The organism is Pseudoalteromonas fenneropenaei, assembly GCF_042643375.1.
GTDB classification, from domain to species: domain Bacteria; phylum Pseudomonadota; class Gammaproteobacteria; order Enterobacterales; family Alteromonadaceae; genus Pseudoalteromonas; species Pseudoalteromonas fenneropenaei.
Genome location: NZ_JBHRSD010000018.1, coordinates 1 through 18,663 on the forward strand (window position 1 = coordinate 1; position 18,663 = coordinate 18,663).

An 18,663-nucleotide genomic window follows, 5' to 3' on the forward strand; every position below is an offset into this window, starting at 1 on the left:
GTTCGCCGCGATTCGTTTCGCGGTAGGGATGCGCATCTTACGTCATCCACATTTATTGTCAATACTTAGTTTTGAAATTCTTTTTTGATTTTCAACCCTGAGTTTTACTCGACTCAACTTTAACTTCGCACTTTGCTTTGCAGCGCCGTTGTCCGTCTCAGTGGGGTCGCATTATAGGGAGTAGAAAAAATTGCGCAAGCGCTTTTTTAAGGAAAAACACGAAAAACAGATCGTTCGGATAAAAAACAACCAAATCACACTTAAGTAGAGCATTTTATAAGCTTTTAACCGCAAATCACACACCACTAGCGCTTTAACTCTAACCTCTCTACACTGGAATTATCTGAAATTACTGCAACGGAATAACACAAATGGCTTTGCGCAACTATAAAGATAAATCTCCTCTACTAGACCCAAGTGTATATGTCGACGACTCAGCCGTGCTGGTTGGTGATATTCAAATTGGTGCAAACAGCAGTATTTGGCCATTAGTCGCTGCGCGTGGTGATGTAAATTACATACGCATAGGTAAAAGAACCAATGTGCAGGATGGCTCAGTACTGCATTTAACGCGCGCCAGCAAACAACACCCTCAGGGTTTTCCGCTTATTATTGGTGACGATGTTACGGTAGGCCATAAAGTCATGCTACATGGCTGCACGCTCGGCAATCGCATTTTGGTCGGCATGGGCGCTATCGTGATGGACAATGTCATCGTTGAAGATGATGTCATTATTGGCGCAGGTGCACTAGTGCCCCCCAATAAAACGTTACAATCAGGATATTTGTATGTGGGGAGTCCTGCGAAACAAGCACGCCCACTAACTGAAGATGAACGTGCCTTTTTAACGATTTCAGCCCAGAATTATGTCGAACTTAAGAATGACTATCTGCAAGGCTGAAGAAGTACTTGACCAGTAGCAGTAAATTCCTCATCTGCAATTAGGTCTTCGGCTTGTTGTTCATAGTCAAAACGATATTGCGTAAAGTGCTCTATAGCAGCACTTTGCGTAAATCCGTCAAGCTTTACTACACATGAGATCATCATCCCCATACTCATTGCAGTAAACTGTAGCGTGCCTGACTCCTCGTCGTAACGTGCATCATCGTTAAACAAAATTGCTTGGTTCATCGTTATCCCGCTCGCAAAGCAGCTAATACTGATTCAACTTGTGGCGTAGCTTGGCGCCATAACTGAAATGCCTCCGCCGCTTGTCCGACTAGCATACCCAAGCCATCAATACACTGCTGCTCAGGATTATGTTGCTGTGCAAAGCGCAAAAATGCAGTAGCATCTGTTTGATAAAACATATCATAAGCGCATTTGCTACTGGCAAAAACGCAGCTATCTATCGCTGGTGCTTCATTATTCACACTGGCAGAAGTGGAGTTAATAATGATATCAAAGTCTTGCTCATGCACTTCATCTAACGCACAGCCGATAATGTTACCATGACGTGCAAATTCCATTGCTAGCTGTTCCGCTTTAGCTGCTGTACGGTTAGCTACCCACAACTCCCTTACGCCTGCCTGAAATAATGGATAAATAGCCCCCCGAGCCGCCCCACCAGCGCCTAGTAACAACACTTTACTTCCAGCCAGCGTAACTTGATGACGTTTCAGATCAGCCACTAAGCCAGCGCCATCAGTGTTATCACCCAGTAATTGCCCTGACTCAGTGACCATAATGGTATTAACAGCACCAGCGAGACGCGCCCGCTCGGTTAACACCTCAACCAATTGAAAAGCCTCTTCCTTAAATGGCAATGTGACGTTTGCACCGCGTCCACCATCTGCAACAAAAATACGTAGCGCTATAGCAAAACCGTCAACTGGTGCTAAAATCGCCTCGTATTCCATGTCCTGATCTGTTTGAGCAGCAAACTGCCGGTGGATCCAGGGTGATTTGGAGTGTTTAATTGGGTTACCAAAGACCGCGTATTTATCCATCACTAGCCTTAAATTAAGTCGAAATATCATGAAGCAGTTAATTAAACGTATCTGGTCTAAAGATGCAAGCGCCAATCCGCAACAAGTGCCAGAGCCTCAAGCTCCTACTCCACAACAGACCCCTTACGAAATTATGGGTGGAGATACTGCGGTACGCGCATTAGCTGACCGTTTTTATGATCTGATGGCCAGCGAACCATACGCCAAGCCTTTGTATAATATGCACCCACAGCCATTAGATAGAATTCGCCAAGTGTTTTATGAGTTTCTTTCTGGCTGGTTAGGTGGACCTGATTTGTTTGTGGAAAAATACGGACACCCGCGCCTACGCATGCGCCACATGCCATTTACGATCAATAAAGAACTCCGCGACCAATGGATGCACTGTATGAACAGGGCGCTCGATTTAGAAATCGATAATCCTTTATTACGAGAAGGCTTGCGTCAAAGTCTTGCCCAATTGGCAACTCACATGATAAATCAAGAGTAAAGTATTACTCTTTTGACAAGCTTGGCTGATTAACTATTGCGCTAAGTCAAGAACCAGTAATGCTGATTCACGCATAATGCACACTCCAAACCGGAGAATGTGCGATGCGTGTGAAATCAATCCAATATAAAATTTATCTCTTATTAGCGGTGACAGGCGTACTGGTGCTGGTAGCCTCTATTTTGTCAAACTCGCGGCAACAGCAAACTTTGGCACAACAAACCATAGAAACCAATATCAAACTACTCGCCGATAACTATTTTGACTCCATTAATACCATGATGCTCACTGGCACCATGGCAAACCGCGAAATTCTCAGCAATAAACTGCGCGACCATCCTAACATCACTGACGCGCACATAATTCGCGGCCCACAAGTCAATAAATTATACGGCCCAGGCAACAGTAATCAGAGTCCGAGCAATGCCAGTGAACACTTAGCGCTACAAGGCAAGGAACAGGTGTTAGTCGAACAACGCGGCTCCGATCGTATCATGACTTATTTAAAACCTATGATTGCCAGCAGTAACTACAAAGGCACCAACTGTATCGGCTGCCATCAAGCCACTGAAGGTGAAGTACTAGGTGTAGTACGGATCAGCTATTCACTGGCCGATATTGATGCCACCGTGCAGCAAAATACCGGTATTAGCGCCGCGTTACTAAGCGCGATTTTTGCCAGTGCTTTTGTGGTACTGGGGGTACTATTTCGTAAACTTTTTATCGTCCGACTGAAAACACTGGGCAAAACTATGCGCCTAGCGGCCAGTGAGCAAGATCTGAGTTTGCGTATTAACGATAGTGCCGACGACGAACTCGGTCGCCTAGCCAACAACTTCAATATCATGATGGAAGCGTTTAAAACCAGTATTGGACAGGTATCGCAATCCTCCAAAGTATTGATCCGCAGTGCGGAGACCATTTACAACTCAGCGGATACTACAGAGCAAGCAATTCTGCAGCAAAAACAAGGTACCGACTCAGTAGCCGCCGCCATTAATGAATTAGAGTGCTCATCAAGTGAGGTGAAAAACACCACCCATTTTGCTTCTGAAAAGTCCGACACCAGTAACCAGCTGGCGGAAAAAAGTATGGCAATCGCCCACACAACTGAGCAAAGCATCAATCAGCTTGCTCAAGATGTGCGCCATGCCGCGGCACAAGTAAGCCAATTACAAACCCAAACGCTAGAAGTGGGCAAGGTACTCGAAGTGATCAGTAGCATTGCCGAGCAAACCAATTTATTGGCGTTAAATGCGGCAATTGAGGCTGCCCGTGCTGGTGAAGCGGGGCGTGGTTTTGCGGTCGTGGCAGACGAAGTACGCACGCTTGCCACTCGCACTCATGATTCAACGGATGAGATAAAACGCACTATAGACAAATTACAAAGTGAAGCGGCGCATACTGTGAAAGCAATGAGCGCCTCTTGCGCAGAAGCAGACGACCGAGCATTGCAGGTCAAACAAGTTGCCCAAGCACTGAAAGATATTTCCAACCAAATGCACGAAATTAACCAGCTAAACGTACAAATCGCGGATGCTACAGAGCAACAGAATCTTGCCGCAGAAGAGATCAACCGCAGCGTGGTGGCCATTCGTGATAATGCGGAGCGTTCGTTAAAAGATGCGCACGGTAGTAAACAAGTAAGTGAAGAGCTATTGCAGTTGGCTAGAACTTTAGACGACCAAGTACGCTGCTTTAAGCTCGATTAAGCAACGGCAAGCTAAGCACATTTAAATAAAAGAGGGCGCCCAGCGCCCTCTCTTGTTACCTAATTTTCTGCCAACCAATTTACTCTGCCAACCAATCTCTGGGCCGTAAATAGTCCTGATATAACTCTGCTTCCGGAGAATCTGGCTCAGGTTTGAAATCGTATTCCCAGCGAACTAAAGGTGGCATCGACATTAAAATGGATTCGGTACGTCCGCCCGTTTGCAAACCAAATAAGGTACCTCTGTCCCATACCAGATTAAATTCAACATAACGGCCACGACGATAAAGCTGGAACTGGCGTTGTGATTCGCTGTAAGGTGTATCTTTACGACGTTCGATAATTGGCACGTAAGCCGCCAAAAAGCCTTGCCCGACGGCCTGCATAAACTCAAAACTGCGCTCAAAGCCCCATTCGTTCAAGTCGTCAAAGAATAAACCGCCGACACCGCGCGTTTCGCCACGATGTTTCAAGTAAAAATACTCATCACACCATTGTTTATATTGCGGATAGACTTGCTCGCCAAATGGTGTACAGAGATCTTTAGCCACTTGATGCCAATGTTTAACATCGTCCAGTACTGGGTAAAATGGCGTTAAGTCAAAGCCACCACCAAACCACCAAATTGGCGCCTCACCCTCTTTCTCAGCAATAAAAAAACGTACATTGGCGTGACTGGTCGGAATATGAGGGTTTTTAGGGTGGATCACCAAAGATACGCCACAAGCATGAAAACTACGACCTGCAAGCTCAGGACGATGTGCCGTTGCAGACGCAGGCATTGAAGCACCAAACACATGCGAAAAGTTCACGCCGCCTTGTTCTATCACAGCACCACCCCGCAACACGCGAGTACGACCACCGCCGCCTTCTTCTCGTTGCCAAGCATCCTCTACGAAATGACCTGTGCCGTCGGCCTGTTCTAGACCTCGACAGATCTCATCTTGCAGTGCCATTAAAAAACTTTTCACTGCCTCTAAAAGTGAGTTTTGCATGTTAAATCCTAATTATGGCGCCTGTTCGCGCATCTTTGATCTGACTGGGGCGCAGAGCGTTACCCAATTCACCAACGAGGTAACCGTCAACTCGGTCAGCGAAATACTGCTGCGCTGCCGCTAAACTGGTTGCTGCTGGCAAGCCCGCAGGGTTGGCGCTCGTCGAAACAATTGCGCCGTTAAACTGTAAGCACAGTTGTTTAACAATGGGGTGATCGGTCACGCGAACCGCTATGGTATCGTGATCACCGCGCAACCAATATGGTGTGTGTGCTTCAGCAGGCAAGAGCCAAGTGGTCGTCCCCGGCCAAGCTGAGAATATCTCAGCGCGTTTATCCATGGCAATTTTTTCATCTGCAACAAAGCGTAAGCATTGCCCATAATTGGCTGCGATAAGGATTAAACCCTTACCTATCTCACGCTGCTTAAGGGCGAGAATTTTTGCTACTGCCGCTTCGTTTTGCGGATCGCAGCCTAAACCAAACACAGCTTCAGTTGGATAACATAACACTCCGCCTTGCGAGAGAAGTTCACAGGCAGCGCTTATTTCTGAAGATAGGAGTTCCTTCATGGCATTTCGTGTTTATGTTGGCAACTTTTCTGCGGGCATTGTAGCACAGTTTTCGCGCCTCTTTTTTTCTCCACCAGCAGAGGCCAACCACAAGCTTCACATGATTGCGCGACTGGTGGCAAATTCACGCTGTATTTGCACTGCGGATAACGCTCACAAGAGTAAAAATGTTTACCAAATTTATTCACACGCTTGGTTAAATGACCCTTGTTGCATTTTGGACAGGCAGGTAACGCTTGATGCGCCACCTCTTGCTGTTGGCTGGCAATATAATGACACGCTGGGAACCCACTACAGCCGATAAACATGCCATAACGGCCATTTCGCACCACCAGCGGCTTTGCGCACTCTGGACACATGCTGTCCAATTGCTTTATGACATGCCCATCATGGTGATGCAAAGGACGGACATAATCGCAGTTGGGATAACTGCCACAGCCAAGAAATGCGCCATTTTTACTGTATTTGATCACCAACTCTGCTCCACATTGTGGGCATACCTCATATTCACGTTCTAAGGCATGGCGGCTGACGTCAAACAGTTGCTGGTCAATTTTACTCATGGCGTTTCAAAAGGCTGGACAAAGTTGCCGCCTACTATAATCAGATAGGTAAAAGGGTCAAGTCGCCCTGACCCAGAAACGGATAAATTTAGCAAAAACGCCAAAACTCGGGTTTGCTAACTAAAACTAATGTAAAACGCCATTGGGTTCATCGAAAATCAAATCCTCCATTTGTGCATAAGCTTGTTCTTTACCGGGCACATTAAATAACACCATTAATATCACCCATTTTAGGTCATCCAGACAAATTGCCGGCTTTTCTAAGGCAAATACCCGGTCGATAACCATTTCTCGCGTGCTGCTGTCTATCACACCAACGCGTTCAACAAACATTAAAAAGCTGCGGCATTCGATATCGAGCATTTCACACTCTTGCTCGGCAAAAACTCGAATTGAACGCTCTGGTTTAGCATTGAGGTAAGGGTGTTCGTCACTGTGTTGTAAATCGGCTAATTGTTCCAGCCAGTCCAACGCTTTGTAAATTTCTTCTTGGTTAAAGCCCGCACGGAGCAATTCTTTGGTCAGTTCGTTTTGCTCTACAAACACTTCAGATTCATTGTGGATATAGTTCTCGAACAAATACATCAAAATATCAAACATAACTACCCCCTCGCCACTCTAATGTAGCCGTCCGCAACTCTGGCCACTTTGTCTTCAAGCTCAAGGTCAAGCAACTTTGCCGTTAACTCAGCTACTGACCACTGGGTTCTGTGCAATAAGGCATCGAAACTCGTTACCTCAAAGCCTAAGTTACTTAATACAGGGCAATCCTCCACGTTGTTTACCCCTTCTTCTTTAACATATAGACGGTTTTGTGAAAAAAGCTGTAGTTCGCAAAGAATATCTTCACTATTCTCACACAGTACCGCACCTTGTTTGATTAAATGATGACAACCGCTTGCCAACGGATTGCGGATTGAGCCGGGTATCGCAAAAACCTCGCGATTCTGTTCTAACGCATAACGTGCGGTGATCAGTGAACCACTTTTGATTTCCGCCTCCACCAGTAGCACACCTAAGGATAATCCAGAAATGATCCTATTCCGCCTTGGAAAGTGCGTAGCTAATGGTGGCGTGCCCGGTAAAAACTCACTAATGACTAAGCCCTGCTCCACTATCTGGTGATAAAGCCCACTATGCCGTTTGGGGTAGACCTCATCCACACCAGTGCCTAACACTGCAATAGTACTCCCATAGCGCAGCGCCCCTTGGTGAGCCGCACCGTCGATACCCATCGCCAACCCCGACGTAATGGTGAGGCCATGCTGGGTTAATTGCTCGGCAAATTCGCTTGCAATGGCTCGGCCAGTGGCCGAGGCACTGCGACTACCAACAATGGCGAGCTGCGGCGTATGCAGTAAGGCGGCATTACCGCGATAAAATAATATCAGTGGAGGAGCAGAGATCTGCTGTAGTAGCGCGGGATAATCCGCGTCGAAGAAACCAAGCCACCCAAGTTGCTTGTGCTCAATCTCACCTATCAATTTATCGATACGCACTGTAGGCGGATAACGAAAATGCTGAATTTGTGCGGTTGTAGCGCCTAGTTGTAGCCACACTTCGTCTGAAGCGGTATGCCAATCTGAAAAGGCTAACTTAGCAAGCCAACGTTGAATTTTAGCTACGCCCAAGGCAGGACATAGACTGAGTTGTAAATACTGTTCAAGTGTTAATGCGACCATCGCTCTCTCCTTAGAGCTGAGGCGAAGCTGTACAGTTAGTTCGGTTGTGCCACAACGTAATCGCCGACGCGTAGCGGCTCTCTGGTTTTAGTCACCAAGGCATAGCTGACTTTATCAAATACTTTGAAAATCATCAGCTCACCCACTTTTTCCTTGGGCATAGTCCAAACTACACTTGCTTCGCTATTTTCTGTGCCGAATGTTTCGGCTACGGCTTTTACCAGCTTTTCTAAGCTATTGGCGTCTTCAATATAACGCGGGCCTGCTTGGCCTTCGATGACTGTAGGCGACTGACGTTGAATGTCTAAAATGTGACCCTCGTTAACTTCATCCGCCTTGCCTAAGTTTAATACTACAATCGACATCGTACTAAATTCTCGCAACTGATTGTTGGTTGCGACTATCTGACCTTGTACCGCATTGCTTGGTCGCGACATCTTAAATTGCGCCGAATAAAGTTGTTGCAGCGGCATCAGCACGTCCCCAGCTCTAATCTCCTGCTTGACCGTTTCCACTGCTACCGAGGCTGGCGTCCCTGCAGCTATATTGCCGCCGTGTACAGCACGCACTGTGGCCACCAGCTTAGTTTCGCGCGCTAACACTTGTTGGCTTTGCAAATCTCTATAATGCTCACCTAAGCGATAAATACCATAGACAGCCTGCTGATTGACATCGCCCTTGATGTAAAGCAATTGCCCTTGAGTATTCATTTTAACGTTGCGATTAGCACCCAGCACGATTGGCAAGGCGGCAACGTCTTCGTCACTCATGGCAATTTCGTAAGTTAGGTAAGGCTCGATGAGGTTCATCGGCAAAGTTGGAATAGCACGTAAGCTTTTTAGCGCGACCCGAGACGTTGGCGAAAGCTTTTTTACCCCTTTTACTAATTGCAGCTGGGGCACACCACTGGCATCATAAACCAATGCCAACACATCGCCAGGATAAATCAAATCCGGATTTTTAATTTGTGGATTCGATTGCCATAACTCCTGCCAACGCCAAGGGCTAGCAAGATACAAACTTGAAATGTCCCACAGCGTGTCTCCTTGCTTCACAACATACTGCTGAGGCGCTGTACTCTTTACCGTAACCTGTTCAGCTTGCACTGCAAATGCGGTTGCTGCAGCGAAAAACCAGGCAACAAAGGACGATTTCATGTCGGCTTCCTTGAGTTATTTTTCGATATTATCAATCAAAACCTGTTAAAGGTGAATCTGAATGGCTAAAATAAACTCATACAATACCCTATTTTATTCAGAAACGAAAAGGTAACCATGGCCATATTAGAAGTACTTAGATTTCCAGATGAACGTTTACGCACTGTTGCTAAACCTGTAGCTGCGGTGGACGATACTGTACGTCAAATCGTCAAAGACATGCTGGAGACCATGTACGATGAAAACGGCATTGGCCTCGCAGCCACCCAAGTAGATATTCATCAACGTATCGTGGTAATTGACGTATCAGAAGAGCGCAACGAGCCACGCGTGTTAATTAATCCTGAGATCATCGCGCGTGAAGGTACGACCATCAGTGAAGAAGGCTGTTTATCTGTGCCTTATTCTTACGCTAAAGTCGACCGCGCGGAACAAGTCACAGTCAAAGCTTTAAATGAACAAGGCGAAGAGTATCAGTTCTCTGCCGATGGCTTATTAGCTGTGTGTGTGCAACACGAACTCGACCACCTGCTAGGCAAACTGTTTATCGATTATTTGTCGCCGCTGAAACGCCAGCGTATCCGTAAGAAAATCGAAAAAGAAGCCAAAGCAGCACGCGCTTAAGCTGCTGACCAGAATTGGGAAGAATTGTGACCTCACCTCTACGTATCGTATTTGCCGGGACGCCAGATTTTGCTGCGCGTCACCTTGGCGCTCTGATTGACTCTGCTCATCATGTTGTGGCGGTATACTGCCCAGAAGATAAACCCGCAGGACGTGGCAAAAAACTCAAAGCCTGTGAAGTCAAAGAGCTGGCTTTACAACATGACATTCCTGTTTACCAACCAACCACGTTAAAAACTGCCGAAGCACAAGCCGAGCTGGCTGCACTAAACGCAGATGTGATGGTAGTCGTAGCTTATGGTATGTTATTACCCAAGGCGATTCTCGACACGCCTAAATATGGTTGTCTCAACGTGCATGGTTCGATTTTACCGCGCTGGCGCGGTGCAGCACCAATTCAACGGGCCTTATGGGCAGGTGACAGCGAGACTGGTGTGACCATCATGCAGATGGACGTTGGCCTTGATACTGGTGACATGCTGCTGATTGCGCGTTGTCCTATCGAAACCACTGACACCAGCGCATCTCTTTATGACAAACTTGCCGAGCTTGGCCCACAAGCATTGCTGACAACCCTTGAGCAAGTTGCAACGCAAAGTCTTACGCCGGTAAAACAGGATGACACTCTGGCAAACTACGCGAAAAAGCTCACCAAAGAAGAAGCTGAACTTGACTGGCAACAGCCTGCTGAGCAGCTACAGCGTAATATCCGCGCGTTTAACCCATGGCCGATTTGCTACACCCAATTCCAAGGCAATACCGTCAAAGTTTGGCAAGCCGAAGTGGTTGACGCCAGCGCAGCGCCAGGCACCATTATTAGTGCGGATAAGAACGGCATTGTTATCGCAACGGCGCAGCAAGCCCTGAAGATCACTCAGCTACAACCGGAAGGCAAAAAGCCAATGAGCGCTCAAGACTTCTTAAATGGTCGCAGTGATTGGGTTACGCCGGGCAGCACGGCAGGTCAGTTATGACCAATGTGCGCGCCTTAGCTGCGCAAACGCTGTTTCAAGTCGTCGATAAGGGCCAATCACTCTCAACGCAATTGCCCCTTGCGGCGAAGCAGTTACCGGTCAAAGACCGCGCCTTACTGCAGCAAATGTGTTACGGCGTGCTACGTTACTTACCGACTCTGGAACATTACTGCCAGACCTTGCTCGAACAACCCCTAAAAGGCAAAAACCGCGTTTTCCAATTTTTGTTGTATGTGGGTATTTACCAACTCCAACATATGCGCGTGCCACCCCATGCCGCTGTGGCAGAAACCGTCAACGCACTACAAGAGCTAAAAGCACCGGGCTTGAAAGGTTTGGTCAATGCGATTTTGCGTAATTTTCAGCGTCAGCAAGCGGCGCTCGAAGCCAGCGCCAATGGCAATCCGGTGTGCCAATATAACCACCCTTCGTGGTTTATTAAGGCACTACAAGCTGGCTATGAAACGCAGTGGCAAGAGATTTTACACGCCAATCAGCAACAAGCTCCAATGTGGTTACGGGTCAATAGCCGCATTAACAGTGTTGCTGAGTATAGTGCCAAACTAACCGCAGCGGGTATTGCACACAGTGTGCACGACGGGTTTAGCGACGGTATTTTACTCAACCAACCTTGTGATGTGGCACAATTGCCAGACTTTGCCAGCGGCGCATGCTCAGTGCAAGATGCTGCAGCTCAGTTAGCGGCAAGAATACTCGCCCCACAAGCTGGTGACCATATTTTGGATGCCTGCGCGGCACCCGGTGGTAAAACTTGTCATATTCTTGAGCTCGCGGATTGCAGTGTTACTGCGATGGATGCGGATGCTGAACGTCTCAAGCGTGTTGAGGATAATCTTGCGCGTTTACAACTAAACGCCCATTGCATCCAAGGTGATGCCGCCCAACCACAACAATGGTGGGATGGTCGTCACTACGATAAGATTTTACTCGACGTGCCCTGCTCGGCTACAGGTGTGATCCGCCGTCATCCGGACATCAAATGGCTACGTCGCGCGTCTGATATTACCGAACTTGCAACGTTGCAGGCAGAAATTTTGCGCCAAATCTGGCCGTTGTTAAAATCCGGCGGCACTCTAGTCTACGCCACCTGCTCGGTACTCCCACAAGAGAATCAGCAACAAATTTCTGCTTTTTTAGCAGCACATACGGATGCAATATGGCATCCTCTAGATGAAACGGATACCCGTGACAAACCAGGCAAACAGTTTTTACCCGGCCTGAGTGACGGCTTTTACTATGCAAAACTAACCAAAAAAGCATAAAAGCAATATGAAAATCATCATCTTAGGCGCCGGACAAGTCGGCGGAACACTGGCAGAGAATTTAGTCGGTGAGCAAAACGAAATCACCGTCATTGATATTGACGGAGAGCGTTTACGCGAGCTTCAGGACAAATACGACCTACAAGTTGTTCATGGTCACTCAGCTCACCCTGATGTACTCAGGCAAGCCGGAGCTGAAGATGCGGATATGATTATTGCGGTTACCAGCTCAGATGAAGTGAATATGGTGGCGTGTCAGGTCGCCTACAGTATTTTTAATACTCCGACCAAAATCGCCCGTATTCGCTCTGAGCAGTACCTACGCCATAAAGAAAAGTTATTCCACAATAACGACTTACCTGTTGACCATTACATCGCACCGGAGCAACTGGTCACCAATTATATTCGCCGTTTGATAGATTATCCGGGCGCCCTCCAAGTGTTACAGTTCGCCGATGGCATGCTGTCATTGGTAGCGGTTAAAGCCTATTACGGTGGCTTACTGGTTGGCTACGCGCTCTCTGCGTTGAAAGAACACATCCCTAACGTGGATACTCGTGTTGCTGCCATCTATCGCCAAGGTAAGGCCATCAAACCGCTTGGCACTACGGTGATTGAGGCGGACGATGAAGTGTTTTTTATCGCTGCCACCAAGCATATTCGTGCGGTCATGAATGAGCTACAAAAGCTTGAGCGTTCATACAAAAAAATCATGATAGCAGGTGGTGGTAACATAGGTGCGGGTTTAGCCCGCTCATTGGAAAAGAATCATAGTGTAAAATTGATTGAGCGCAATCCTGGTCGAGCCACTCAGCTGTCAGAAATGCTCGACAATACTGTGGTCTTTTGTGGTGACGCGTCAGATCATGAACTGCTCTCTGAAGAACACATCGAGCAAGTCGACGTATTTATCGCCGTTACCAATGACGACGAAGCTAACATTATGGCCGCTATGCTCGCCAAACGTATGGGCGCAGGCAAAACTATGGTGTTAATTCAGCGTAGTGCCTACGTTGATTTAGTCCAAGGGGGCGAAATCGATATTGCCATATCACCACAACAAGCAACCATTTCTGCGCTGCTGACTCACGTTCGTCGTGGTGATATCGTTAACGTGTATTCTTTACGTAAAGGCGCGGCAGAAGCTATCGAGGCGGTTGCACATGGCGATGAAACCACCTCTAAAGTAGTCGGTAAAGCGATCCGCGATATTAAACTTCCCGCTGGCACAACAATTGGCGCCATCGTCCGTGACGATGATGTGCTTATCGCCCACGATGATACCACTATCGAATCAGGTGACCATGTGATCATGTTCCTGATCGATAAAAAGCACATTGGCGTAGTGGAAAAACTGTTTCAGGTCAGTGCGCTATTTATGTAGTGTGCCACCCACTTCTTCTAGTGCTGAAAGGTCGATTAAATATTCCCGCAGCACTTTATCCATTTGCTGTTTATCAGACAGTAATTTAATACCTAAGTGAATAGTCTCGCCTTGACGTTTGAGACTGCATACTTGACCCGACAAGGTGGTTTTATCGCCTTCTTTACCTTCAATCAAAATATGGCAGGTACGCTCTTTAAAGTCCGCAGGTAGCTGAGCTTCACTAACATCAATTAAGAGACCCGCAACGCTGATATCTTTAATCACCCCTACCGTGGCAAACTCCCCTTGTGATAATACCGCAGGGATAAGCGTCGGGATGCGAGCATGGTTACGTAAGCACATCAGCTGGATCCGATCAGGAAAGTAAAGAAAAATAAGCCGCGCGGGATGGACTGTGACCGCTTTGATCTGCTCTTTAAAAGCAATGATCTCGCCGCCACTTTGTTCTAGGAGCGCTCGCACTACAACTGTCGAACCCTCTTTGAGATAATCCAACGCCGCGCCTAATCGCTTAGGGTTGGGGTGGTTAAGAACTATAAATTGATCAGCGAGCTGACCTATATATTCTGTTTTAACACGCTTACTTGTAGCGGGCATAATGATCTCAAGATCTATGCTCACACCACTTTGTAACTGACTAATATATTGCTGACTTCCTGCTACGACCGTCTTAATCATGATGAATGGACAACACGTACGATGACTAACCTTGTGATGCCATTAAAGACTGACTTACCCGTTTGTGCAAGTGCCTTGGTGCTTTATGCCAGCAGGAAGTGCCCACGCAACACCTGCGCACCTTCGCGTAGCGTCATCATCCGACTTTGCACTTCTAATGAACTCATCACTAAATCTAGCTCATGATTTTCGGTGAAAAACACCATAGCTTCACCATTACGTTTGAGCACAAAAGTCAGACCCGCCAGTTCACATGGCTGTTGACTATGCTGCATCAATTGCGCAGCTTCAAGCGCGAGGGAAGGCAGGGTGCGTTTTTGCCAGAGTTCTGACTCATGTATTATTTTTGTTATAAAACGCACCCCGAGTTCACAGCCAATTTCGTGGTGTAAAGCGTACATTGCCAAGCTAGGGTGACGAGCACCACCTACTGGTTTTAATGCACCATAATTACTAAGGTATTGATTAATAGTCGCAACGTTTCTAGCCAGCTGGCACTCTGGCGGCTCCTCACCGCTATATGTGAAGAGCGTCTGTTCTTCCACGACATTCCCTGATTTTGAGTAAGCAAACGCGAGCATAACGTTACCCCTAGTTAATCCCATGTGAACAGTTTCTCTAAATAAAAACCCGAAAATCCGAGTTTTTATAATATTGTTAAGCAATCTTGTAATAACCGTTTAAAAATAGTTCATCAATTAGCCTTGCACAATGCCGTTTTGTACAAAAGTCACACTAACACACACCGGCGCGCAGAAGTTCATACCCTTGGTGACGTGTGCCAAGGGCAATTAACATGGAAAGTGAGGATTTGGCGTTTTAACACAAGGACTGAGCGACAATTGGCCGCATCTTTCAGAATGACAACAGCGCACAGAGTCCCTGCGCGCTGCTGTCATTGTCTTTATTTACCCACGCCAGAAAGTCGGGGTAAAAAGCACTAATAAGGTAAAAATCTCAAGACGACCAAACACCATTGCCAAGGTTAGCAGCCATTTGGCGGTATCACTGATATCGCCATAGTGAGCGGCCACTTCACCAAGACCAGGACCTAAATTGTTGAGACACGCCGCGGTGGCAGAAAACGCTGTGATGTTATCTAAGCCAGTAGCCAACAGCCCTAGCATGATCACCACAAACACTAACGCGTAAGCAGAAAAAAACCCCCATACCGCTTCCACCACTTTATCCGGCAAGGCTTTGCGGCCTAATTTAATAGAGTAAATTGCGCGAGGATGCACCAAACGGTTTAATTCGCGTATGCCTTGTAAATACAACAAAAACACCCGCACCACCTTCATTCCGCCGCCAGTTGAGCCTGCGCACCCACCAATAAAGCTTGAGAAGATCAACAAGATAGGTAGGAACAATGGCCAAGCAGAGAAATTATCAGTGGCAAACCCGGCTGTAGTACTAATCGACACCGCCTGAAACAAGGCTTGATCTAAGGTTTCGTCACCATCGGCGTAGACATGGTTTGATGACAACACCGCAAAGCAGATCACCACCAGCACCGCCTGAATAAACAAAAATACTTTAAATTCTGGATCGCGCAAGTAAGCTTTGACGCTACGACTGGCAACCGCAGCATAATGAAGTGAGAAGTTCACCGCCGCAATCAGCAAAAAAACCACACAGATAAAATTGATCATCGGGCTATCAAAGTGACCCATAGAAGCATCATAAGTTGAGAAACCACCAATAGCTATGGTCGAAAAAGCATGGCAAATAGCATCAAACCAGTTCATGCCAGCACTCCAATAAGCCACAGTACAGGCAATGGTCAGCGATACATAGATATACCAAAGGTGTTTTGCGGTATCGGCAATGCGTGGCGTCATTTTAGAATCTTTGACTGGGCCGGGCGTCTCGGCACGATACAACTGCATGCCCCCAACCCCAAGCATAGGCAGTACGGCGACTGCCAAAACGATGATGCCCATACCACCAAGCCACTGTAATTGTTGGCGGTAAAACAAAATCGATTTAGGCAAATACTCGATGCCAGTCAATACTGTGGCACCAGTAGTAGTTAAGCCCGAAAATGCCTCGAATACCGCATCGGCTAGAGATAAGTTAGGTTCCTGTAAGAAAATCAGTGGCAACGCCGCAAATGACCCCAGTACCAGCCAAAACAGCACCACTATCAGAAAGCCTTCGCGTGCTTTTAAATCACCGTGCTCGCGACGGTTTGGATAGTAAGCTGCCAAGCCAATTATAACGCTGAAGATAAACGCCAAAACGAAAGGCACACCGCCCCCGTCTTTATAGAGTAGCGACACTATCGCCGGAGGCACCATAGTGATACTAAATAGCACCACCAGCTGGCCGAGGATTTTAATTATGGTACGAAATTGCATGCACGCAGATGCTCATTTTTTATTAACCCGACGATTGTCTTATGCTTTTATTGCGAACTCAACCATACCGTGCGTTAAATCCTTGATTTCTTCACAAGCCCGTTTAGCTTCACGATAGTCGAGTTCCACCTGCCAAGCGATAGTGGCAGTATAGTCTTTTTCAATCTTAAGCACCGTAAAATGCTGGGTTAAATACTGCTCAATGACGCCTTGCTGTCCATACTCAGATTGCGCGACTATCACCGCAGCTGGGATTTTTAAGGTTGTGGGCAATTGTGCCAAGGCATGGTTCAAACAACCACCATAAGCTCGCACCAACCCACCCGTCCCCAGCTTAATGCCACCAAAATAGCGTGTTACTACCGCGGTGACTTCACCAAGTCCAGAGCCCATCAACACATTAAGCATCGGCTTGCCCGCAGTACCATTTGGCTCTCCGTCATCAGAAAAGCCGTAAACATGACTACCTTTAGGATGCCCAGCAACATGCGCCCAGCAGTTATGACGAGCGTCAGGATAAGCGTGGCAAATACTTTGGATAAAAGCTTTCGCGTCTTGCAAGGTCGGGGTGTGTGCAATATGCACGATAAAGGTGCTTTTTTTGATCTCTTCCTGATAAGTCAACGAAGTCGCAGGAATATAATACTCAGACATGTTGTCGCTCAACTGTGGAGATATGCGCACTAGGCGCTATTACTGAAATCGACCAGATAAGTCGTGCAACTATAGAAATACAGTATTTCGCCATAGTGTCACTCAAATCAAAGGGGCACATTGGCCCCTTATCTAAACTGCTAATAAAAGCCCGTGCTTAATCTAAATGAAGGTCGCGAGTCATATTCTCTAAGTGATCCGCATGAACAATGATGTTGTCTTCAATACGAATGCCACCATACGGGCGCAATGCATCGACTTTTGACCAGTTAATATATTTGCTGTTGTCGGTTTGTTTTAAATCAGCCAGTAATGAATCGATAAAATACAACCCAGGCTCAATCGTAAACACCTGATTCGGTTCAATTCGGCGTGTACAACGTAAAAACGGATGACCTTCTGGTGGCGCTTGATGAGTACCTTGCTCATCTGCCATAAAGCCACCCATATCATGTACTTGCAAACCTAAATGATGACCAAGACCATGCGGGAAGAAAGTGCTACTGATCTTCTTCGCGACAATATCTTCGGCGCTCAAATTAACCAGCTTAAATTCCGCCAAGAGCTGCGCCATACGAAAGTGACATTCCATATGCAGCTCACCATAAAGCTTACCCGGCGCTAACGCTTTTCCTAACGCGATTTGGTGAGCATTAAGCGCGCTAACTAATTCTGCGAACTCACCTTGCTTAGCAAAATCGTAAGTCCGAGTGATATCTGCAGCATAGCCATTGTAATTGGCACCCGCATCAATCAAAAAAGACAAGTGTTGCTTGGGTGCTTGGCGCTCAAAATGGGTGTAATGCAAAATGGCACAGTTTTCATTCAGCGCAACGATATTGCCATACGGCGTATCGTTTTCAGCGTGTGCGGTGGCATTTAGGTAAGCTTGCTGAATCGCAAATTCCGAACCGCGCTGATAGAACGCATCACGCGCCGCCTGATGACCTAACACCGCCAAACGGTTTGCTTCGCGCAAGCAAGCTTGCTCATAATGCGTTTTATAGGCTCGATGATAATGCAGATAATTCAAAACGGCTTCTGGGTTCATATGGGTAAAGCCAAGCGCCTGCGCAACTTCTAAGTATTCACCAATATACGCAAAACTGGCTTTGTCATAAGGCAAAAACTTCTCTACTTGATCTGGCTGCACCAAGAGCTGAATATCAAAATAATCTGCCCAAAAATCATTTGGCTCGTCAGGCACTTTATGCCAAAAATCCACCGGACGATAGAACACTAACTTAGGTTTGTCGTTACCATTGACCACCAACCAACAATGGGGGTTATCCAGTACCGGCAGCCAAGCTTTGAAGTGAGGATTTACTTTAAATGGATAGTACATATCATCTAGGAATTGGCGTTTTGCCTGACCCGAATGGATCACTAAACCATCTAAGCCTTGGCGCTCTAAAATCACGCGCGTGCGTTGTTGTAAAGTGGCGATATGTTCGGCGTAAAATCCAGCTATCTTGTCCATGGTGTACCCATATTTAATTTTGCTTGTTGCTCATCAGTCTAACATAGCGATATAAGAAAAACGACGTACCGCGATAAGTCGTTTTCCCATGTTCGCAGGTGCTT

General features: G+C 46.9%; 20 protein-coding genes. 7 read left to right on the forward strand and 13 right to left on the reverse strand.

Annotation, left to right across the window (positions count from 1 at the left end):
- The first annotated feature begins 371 nt into the window (after positions 1–371).
- The gene (locus ACFOEE_RS11765) at positions 372–902 is read left to right on the forward strand and encodes a gamma carbonic anhydrase family protein (RefSeq protein WP_377124443.1); all 531 of its coding nucleotides are present in this window, start codon (positions 372–374) and stop codon (positions 900–902) included.
- On the opposite strand, the gene ACFOEE_RS11770 is transcribed toward ACFOEE_RS11765, so the two are convergent.
- A complete protein-coding gene (locus ACFOEE_RS11770; protein ID WP_377124445.1) occupies positions 887–1,132 on the reverse strand; it encodes a DUF1488 family protein in 246 nt (81 codons plus the stop codon). The genes ACFOEE_RS11765 and ACFOEE_RS11770 overlap by 16 nt on opposite strands.
- A gap of 2 nt (positions 1,133–1,134) precedes the next feature.
- Positions 1,135–1,950, reverse strand: coding sequence for a shikimate dehydrogenase (gene aroE / locus ACFOEE_RS11775; protein ID WP_377124447.1), 816 nt, complete (start codon positions 1,948–1,950; stop codon positions 1,135–1,137).
- Between the two features lie 28 nt (positions 1,951–1,978).
- Here aroE and ACFOEE_RS11780 point away from each other — a divergent pair, with 28 nt between their 5' ends.
- Together ACFOEE_RS11780 and ACFOEE_RS11785 are read left to right on the forward strand one after the other, a co-directional pair.
- On the forward strand, positions 1,979–2,440 hold the full coding sequence (locus ACFOEE_RS11780) for a group II truncated hemoglobin (RefSeq protein WP_377124449.1): 462 nt from the start codon (positions 1,979–1,981) through the stop codon (positions 2,438–2,440).
- Positions 2,441–2,544: 104 nt separating this feature from the next.
- Positions 2,545–4,152: a methyl-accepting chemotaxis protein gene (locus tag ACFOEE_RS11785; RefSeq protein WP_377124451.1), complete on the forward strand. Its 1,608-nt coding sequence runs from the start codon at positions 2,545–2,547 to the stop codon at positions 4,150–4,152.
- A 79-nt stretch (positions 4,153–4,231) separates the two neighbouring features.
- On the opposite strand, the gene hemF is transcribed toward ACFOEE_RS11785, so the two are convergent.
- The 6 genes from hemF to ACFOEE_RS11815 all read right to left on the reverse strand — a co-directional run bounded on the left by hemF (position 4,232) and on the right by ACFOEE_RS11815 (position 9,119).
- Positions 4,232–5,146 (reverse strand): oxygen-dependent coproporphyrinogen oxidase, encoded by a 915-nt coding sequence (gene hemF, locus ACFOEE_RS11790; RefSeq protein ID WP_377124453.1) that lies wholly within the window; start codon positions 5,144–5,146, stop codon positions 4,232–4,234.
- A gap of 1 nt (position 5,147) precedes the next feature.
- The gene (locus ACFOEE_RS11795) at positions 5,148–5,717 is read right to left on the reverse strand and encodes a Sua5/YciO/YrdC/YwlC family protein (RefSeq protein ID WP_377124455.1); all 570 of its coding nucleotides are present in this window, start codon (positions 5,715–5,717) and stop codon (positions 5,148–5,150) included.
- Positions 5,714–6,280 carry a DNA topoisomerase family protein gene (locus ACFOEE_RS11800; RefSeq protein WP_377124457.1) on the reverse strand — a complete coding sequence of 189 codons (567 nt, stop codon included), beginning with the start codon at positions 6,278–6,280 and terminating at the stop codon, positions 5,714–5,716. The genes ACFOEE_RS11795 and ACFOEE_RS11800 overlap by 4 nt, the downstream gene beginning before the upstream one ends.
- Positions 6,281–6,406: 126 nt before the next feature.
- Positions 6,407–6,880 carry a DUF494 family protein gene (locus ACFOEE_RS11805; protein WP_377124459.1) on the reverse strand — a complete coding sequence of 158 codons (474 nt, stop codon included), beginning with the start codon at positions 6,878–6,880 and terminating at the stop codon, positions 6,407–6,409.
- Between the two features lie 2 nt (positions 6,881–6,882).
- Entirely contained in the window at positions 6,883–7,962 is a 1,080-nt protein-coding gene (gene dprA / locus ACFOEE_RS11810; protein ID WP_377124461.1) for a DNA-processing protein DprA, read from the reverse strand.
- Positions 7,963–7,997: 35 nt separating this feature from the next.
- Positions 7,998–9,119, reverse strand: coding sequence for a LysM peptidoglycan-binding domain-containing protein (locus ACFOEE_RS11815; protein WP_377124463.1), 1,122 nt, complete (start codon positions 9,117–9,119; stop codon positions 7,998–8,000).
- A 117-nt stretch (positions 9,120–9,236) separates the two neighbouring features.
- Between ACFOEE_RS11815 and def the strand changes: the two genes are divergently transcribed.
- Genes def through trkA form a run of 4 tightly spaced genes read left to right on the forward strand, consistent with a single transcriptional unit; the run spans position 9,237 to position 13,384 of the window.
- A complete protein-coding gene (gene def / locus ACFOEE_RS11820) occupies positions 9,237–9,743 on the forward strand; it encodes a peptide deformylase (RefSeq protein WP_377124465.1) in 507 nt (168 codons plus the stop codon).
- 26 nt (positions 9,744–9,769) lie between these two features.
- Positions 9,770–10,717: a methionyl-tRNA formyltransferase gene (fmt, locus tag ACFOEE_RS11825; RefSeq protein WP_377124467.1), complete on the forward strand. Its 948-nt coding sequence runs from the start codon at positions 9,770–9,772 to the stop codon at positions 10,715–10,717.
- Positions 10,714–12,000 carry a 16S rRNA (cytosine(967)-C(5))-methyltransferase RsmB gene (rsmB, locus tag ACFOEE_RS11830; protein ID WP_377124469.1) on the forward strand — a complete coding sequence of 429 codons (1,287 nt, stop codon included), beginning with the start codon at positions 10,714–10,716 and terminating at the stop codon, positions 11,998–12,000. Before fmt ends, rsmB begins: the two co-directional genes overlap by 4 nt.
- Positions 12,001–12,007: 7 nt before the next feature.
- Complete coding sequence (trkA, locus tag ACFOEE_RS11835) at positions 12,008–13,384, forward strand: Trk system potassium transporter TrkA (protein ID WP_377124471.1); 1,377 nt, start codon at positions 12,008–12,010, stop codon at positions 13,382–13,384.
- Here the strand turns inward: trkA and ACFOEE_RS11840 are convergent.
- The 5 genes from ACFOEE_RS11840 to pepQ all read right to left on the reverse strand — a co-directional run bounded on the left by ACFOEE_RS11840 (position 13,373) and on the right by pepQ (position 18,559).
- The gene (locus ACFOEE_RS11840; protein WP_377124473.1) at positions 13,373–14,065 is read right to left on the reverse strand and encodes a flagellar brake protein; all 693 of its coding nucleotides are present in this window, start codon (positions 14,063–14,065) and stop codon (positions 13,373–13,375) included. The two genes, trkA and ACFOEE_RS11840, sit on opposite strands and share 12 nt — an antisense overlap.
- An 83-nt stretch (positions 14,066–14,148) precedes the next feature.
- Positions 14,149–14,646 carry a hypothetical protein gene (locus ACFOEE_RS11845; RefSeq protein WP_377124475.1) on the reverse strand — a complete coding sequence of 166 codons (498 nt, stop codon included), beginning with the start codon at positions 14,644–14,646 and terminating at the stop codon, positions 14,149–14,151.
- 327 nt (positions 14,647–14,973) lie between these two features.
- Complete coding sequence (locus tag ACFOEE_RS11850) at positions 14,974–16,425, reverse strand: TrkH family potassium uptake protein (RefSeq protein WP_377124477.1); 1,452 nt, start codon at positions 16,423–16,425, stop codon at positions 14,974–14,976.
- Between the two features lie 39 nt (positions 16,426–16,464).
- Positions 16,465–17,079 (reverse strand): YigZ family protein, encoded by a 615-nt coding sequence (locus ACFOEE_RS11855; protein ID WP_377124479.1) that lies wholly within the window; start codon positions 17,077–17,079, stop codon positions 16,465–16,467.
- A gap of 157 nt (positions 17,080–17,236) precedes the next feature.
- A complete protein-coding gene (pepQ, locus tag ACFOEE_RS11860) occupies positions 17,237–18,559 on the reverse strand; it encodes a Xaa-Pro dipeptidase (RefSeq protein ID WP_377124481.1) in 1,323 nt (440 codons plus the stop codon).
- Between the last annotated feature and the right edge of the window lie 104 nt (positions 18,560–18,663).

Excerpts from the sequence above, each read along its gene's own strand:
- ACFOEE_RS11770 (WP_377124445.1), bottom strand. The coding sequence starts at position 1,132 with ATGAACCAAGCAATTTTGTTTAACGATGATGCACGTTACGACGAGGAG.
- ACFOEE_RS11785 (WP_377124451.1), top strand. The coding sequence starts at position 2,545 with ATGCGTGTGAAATCAATCCAATATAAAATTTATCTCTTATTAGCGGTG.
- ACFOEE_RS11780 (WP_377124449.1), top strand. The coding sequence starts at position 1,979 with ATGAAGCAGTTAATTAAACGTATCTGGTCTAAAGATGCAAGCGCCAAT.
- ACFOEE_RS11855 (WP_377124479.1), bottom strand. The coding sequence starts at position 17,079 with ATGTCTGAGTATTATATTCCTGCGACTTCGTTGACTTATCAGGAAGAG.
- ACFOEE_RS11850 (WP_377124477.1), bottom strand. The coding sequence starts at position 16,425 with ATGCAATTTCGTACCATAATTAAAATCCTCGGCCAGCTGGTGGTGCTA.
- pepQ (WP_377124481.1), bottom strand. The coding sequence starts at position 18,559 with ATGGACAAGATAGCTGGATTTTACGCCGAACATATCGCCACTTTACAA.
- ACFOEE_RS11800 (WP_377124457.1), bottom strand. The coding sequence starts at position 6,280 with ATGAGTAAAATTGACCAGCAACTGTTTGACGTCAGCCGCCATGCCTTA.
- hemF (WP_377124453.1), bottom strand. The coding sequence starts at position 5,146 with ATGCAAAACTCACTTTTAGAGGCAGTGAAAAGTTTTTTAATGGCACTG.
- dprA (WP_377124461.1), bottom strand. The coding sequence starts at position 7,962 with ATGGTCGCATTAACACTTGAACAGTATTTACAACTCAGTCTATGTCCT.
- ACFOEE_RS11765 (WP_377124443.1), top strand. The coding sequence starts at position 372 with ATGGCTTTGCGCAACTATAAAGATAAATCTCCTCTACTAGACCCAAGT.
- rsmB (WP_377124469.1), top strand. The coding sequence starts at position 10,714 with ATGACCAATGTGCGCGCCTTAGCTGCGCAAACGCTGTTTCAAGTCGTC.
- ACFOEE_RS11845 (WP_377124475.1), bottom strand. The coding sequence starts at position 14,646 with ATGCTCGCGTTTGCTTACTCAAAATCAGGGAATGTCGTGGAAGAACAG.
- ACFOEE_RS11805 (WP_377124459.1), bottom strand. The coding sequence starts at position 6,880 with ATGTTTGATATTTTGATGTATTTGTTCGAGAACTATATCCACAATGAA.
- ACFOEE_RS11840 (WP_377124473.1), bottom strand. The coding sequence starts at position 14,065 with ATGATTAAGACGGTCGTAGCAGGAAGTCAGCAATATATTAGTCAGTTA.
- ACFOEE_RS11815 (WP_377124463.1), bottom strand. The coding sequence starts at position 9,119 with ATGAAATCGTCCTTTGTTGCCTGGTTTTTCGCTGCAGCAACCGCATTT.
- trkA (WP_377124471.1), top strand. The coding sequence starts at position 12,008 with ATGAAAATCATCATCTTAGGCGCCGGACAAGTCGGCGGAACACTGGCA.
- aroE (WP_377124447.1), bottom strand. The coding sequence starts at position 1,950 with ATGGATAAATACGCGGTCTTTGGTAACCCAATTAAACACTCCAAATCA.
- def (WP_377124465.1), top strand. The coding sequence starts at position 9,237 with ATGGCCATATTAGAAGTACTTAGATTTCCAGATGAACGTTTACGCACT.
- ACFOEE_RS11795 (WP_377124455.1), bottom strand. The coding sequence starts at position 5,717 with ATGAAGGAACTCCTATCTTCAGAAATAAGCGCTGCCTGTGAACTTCTC.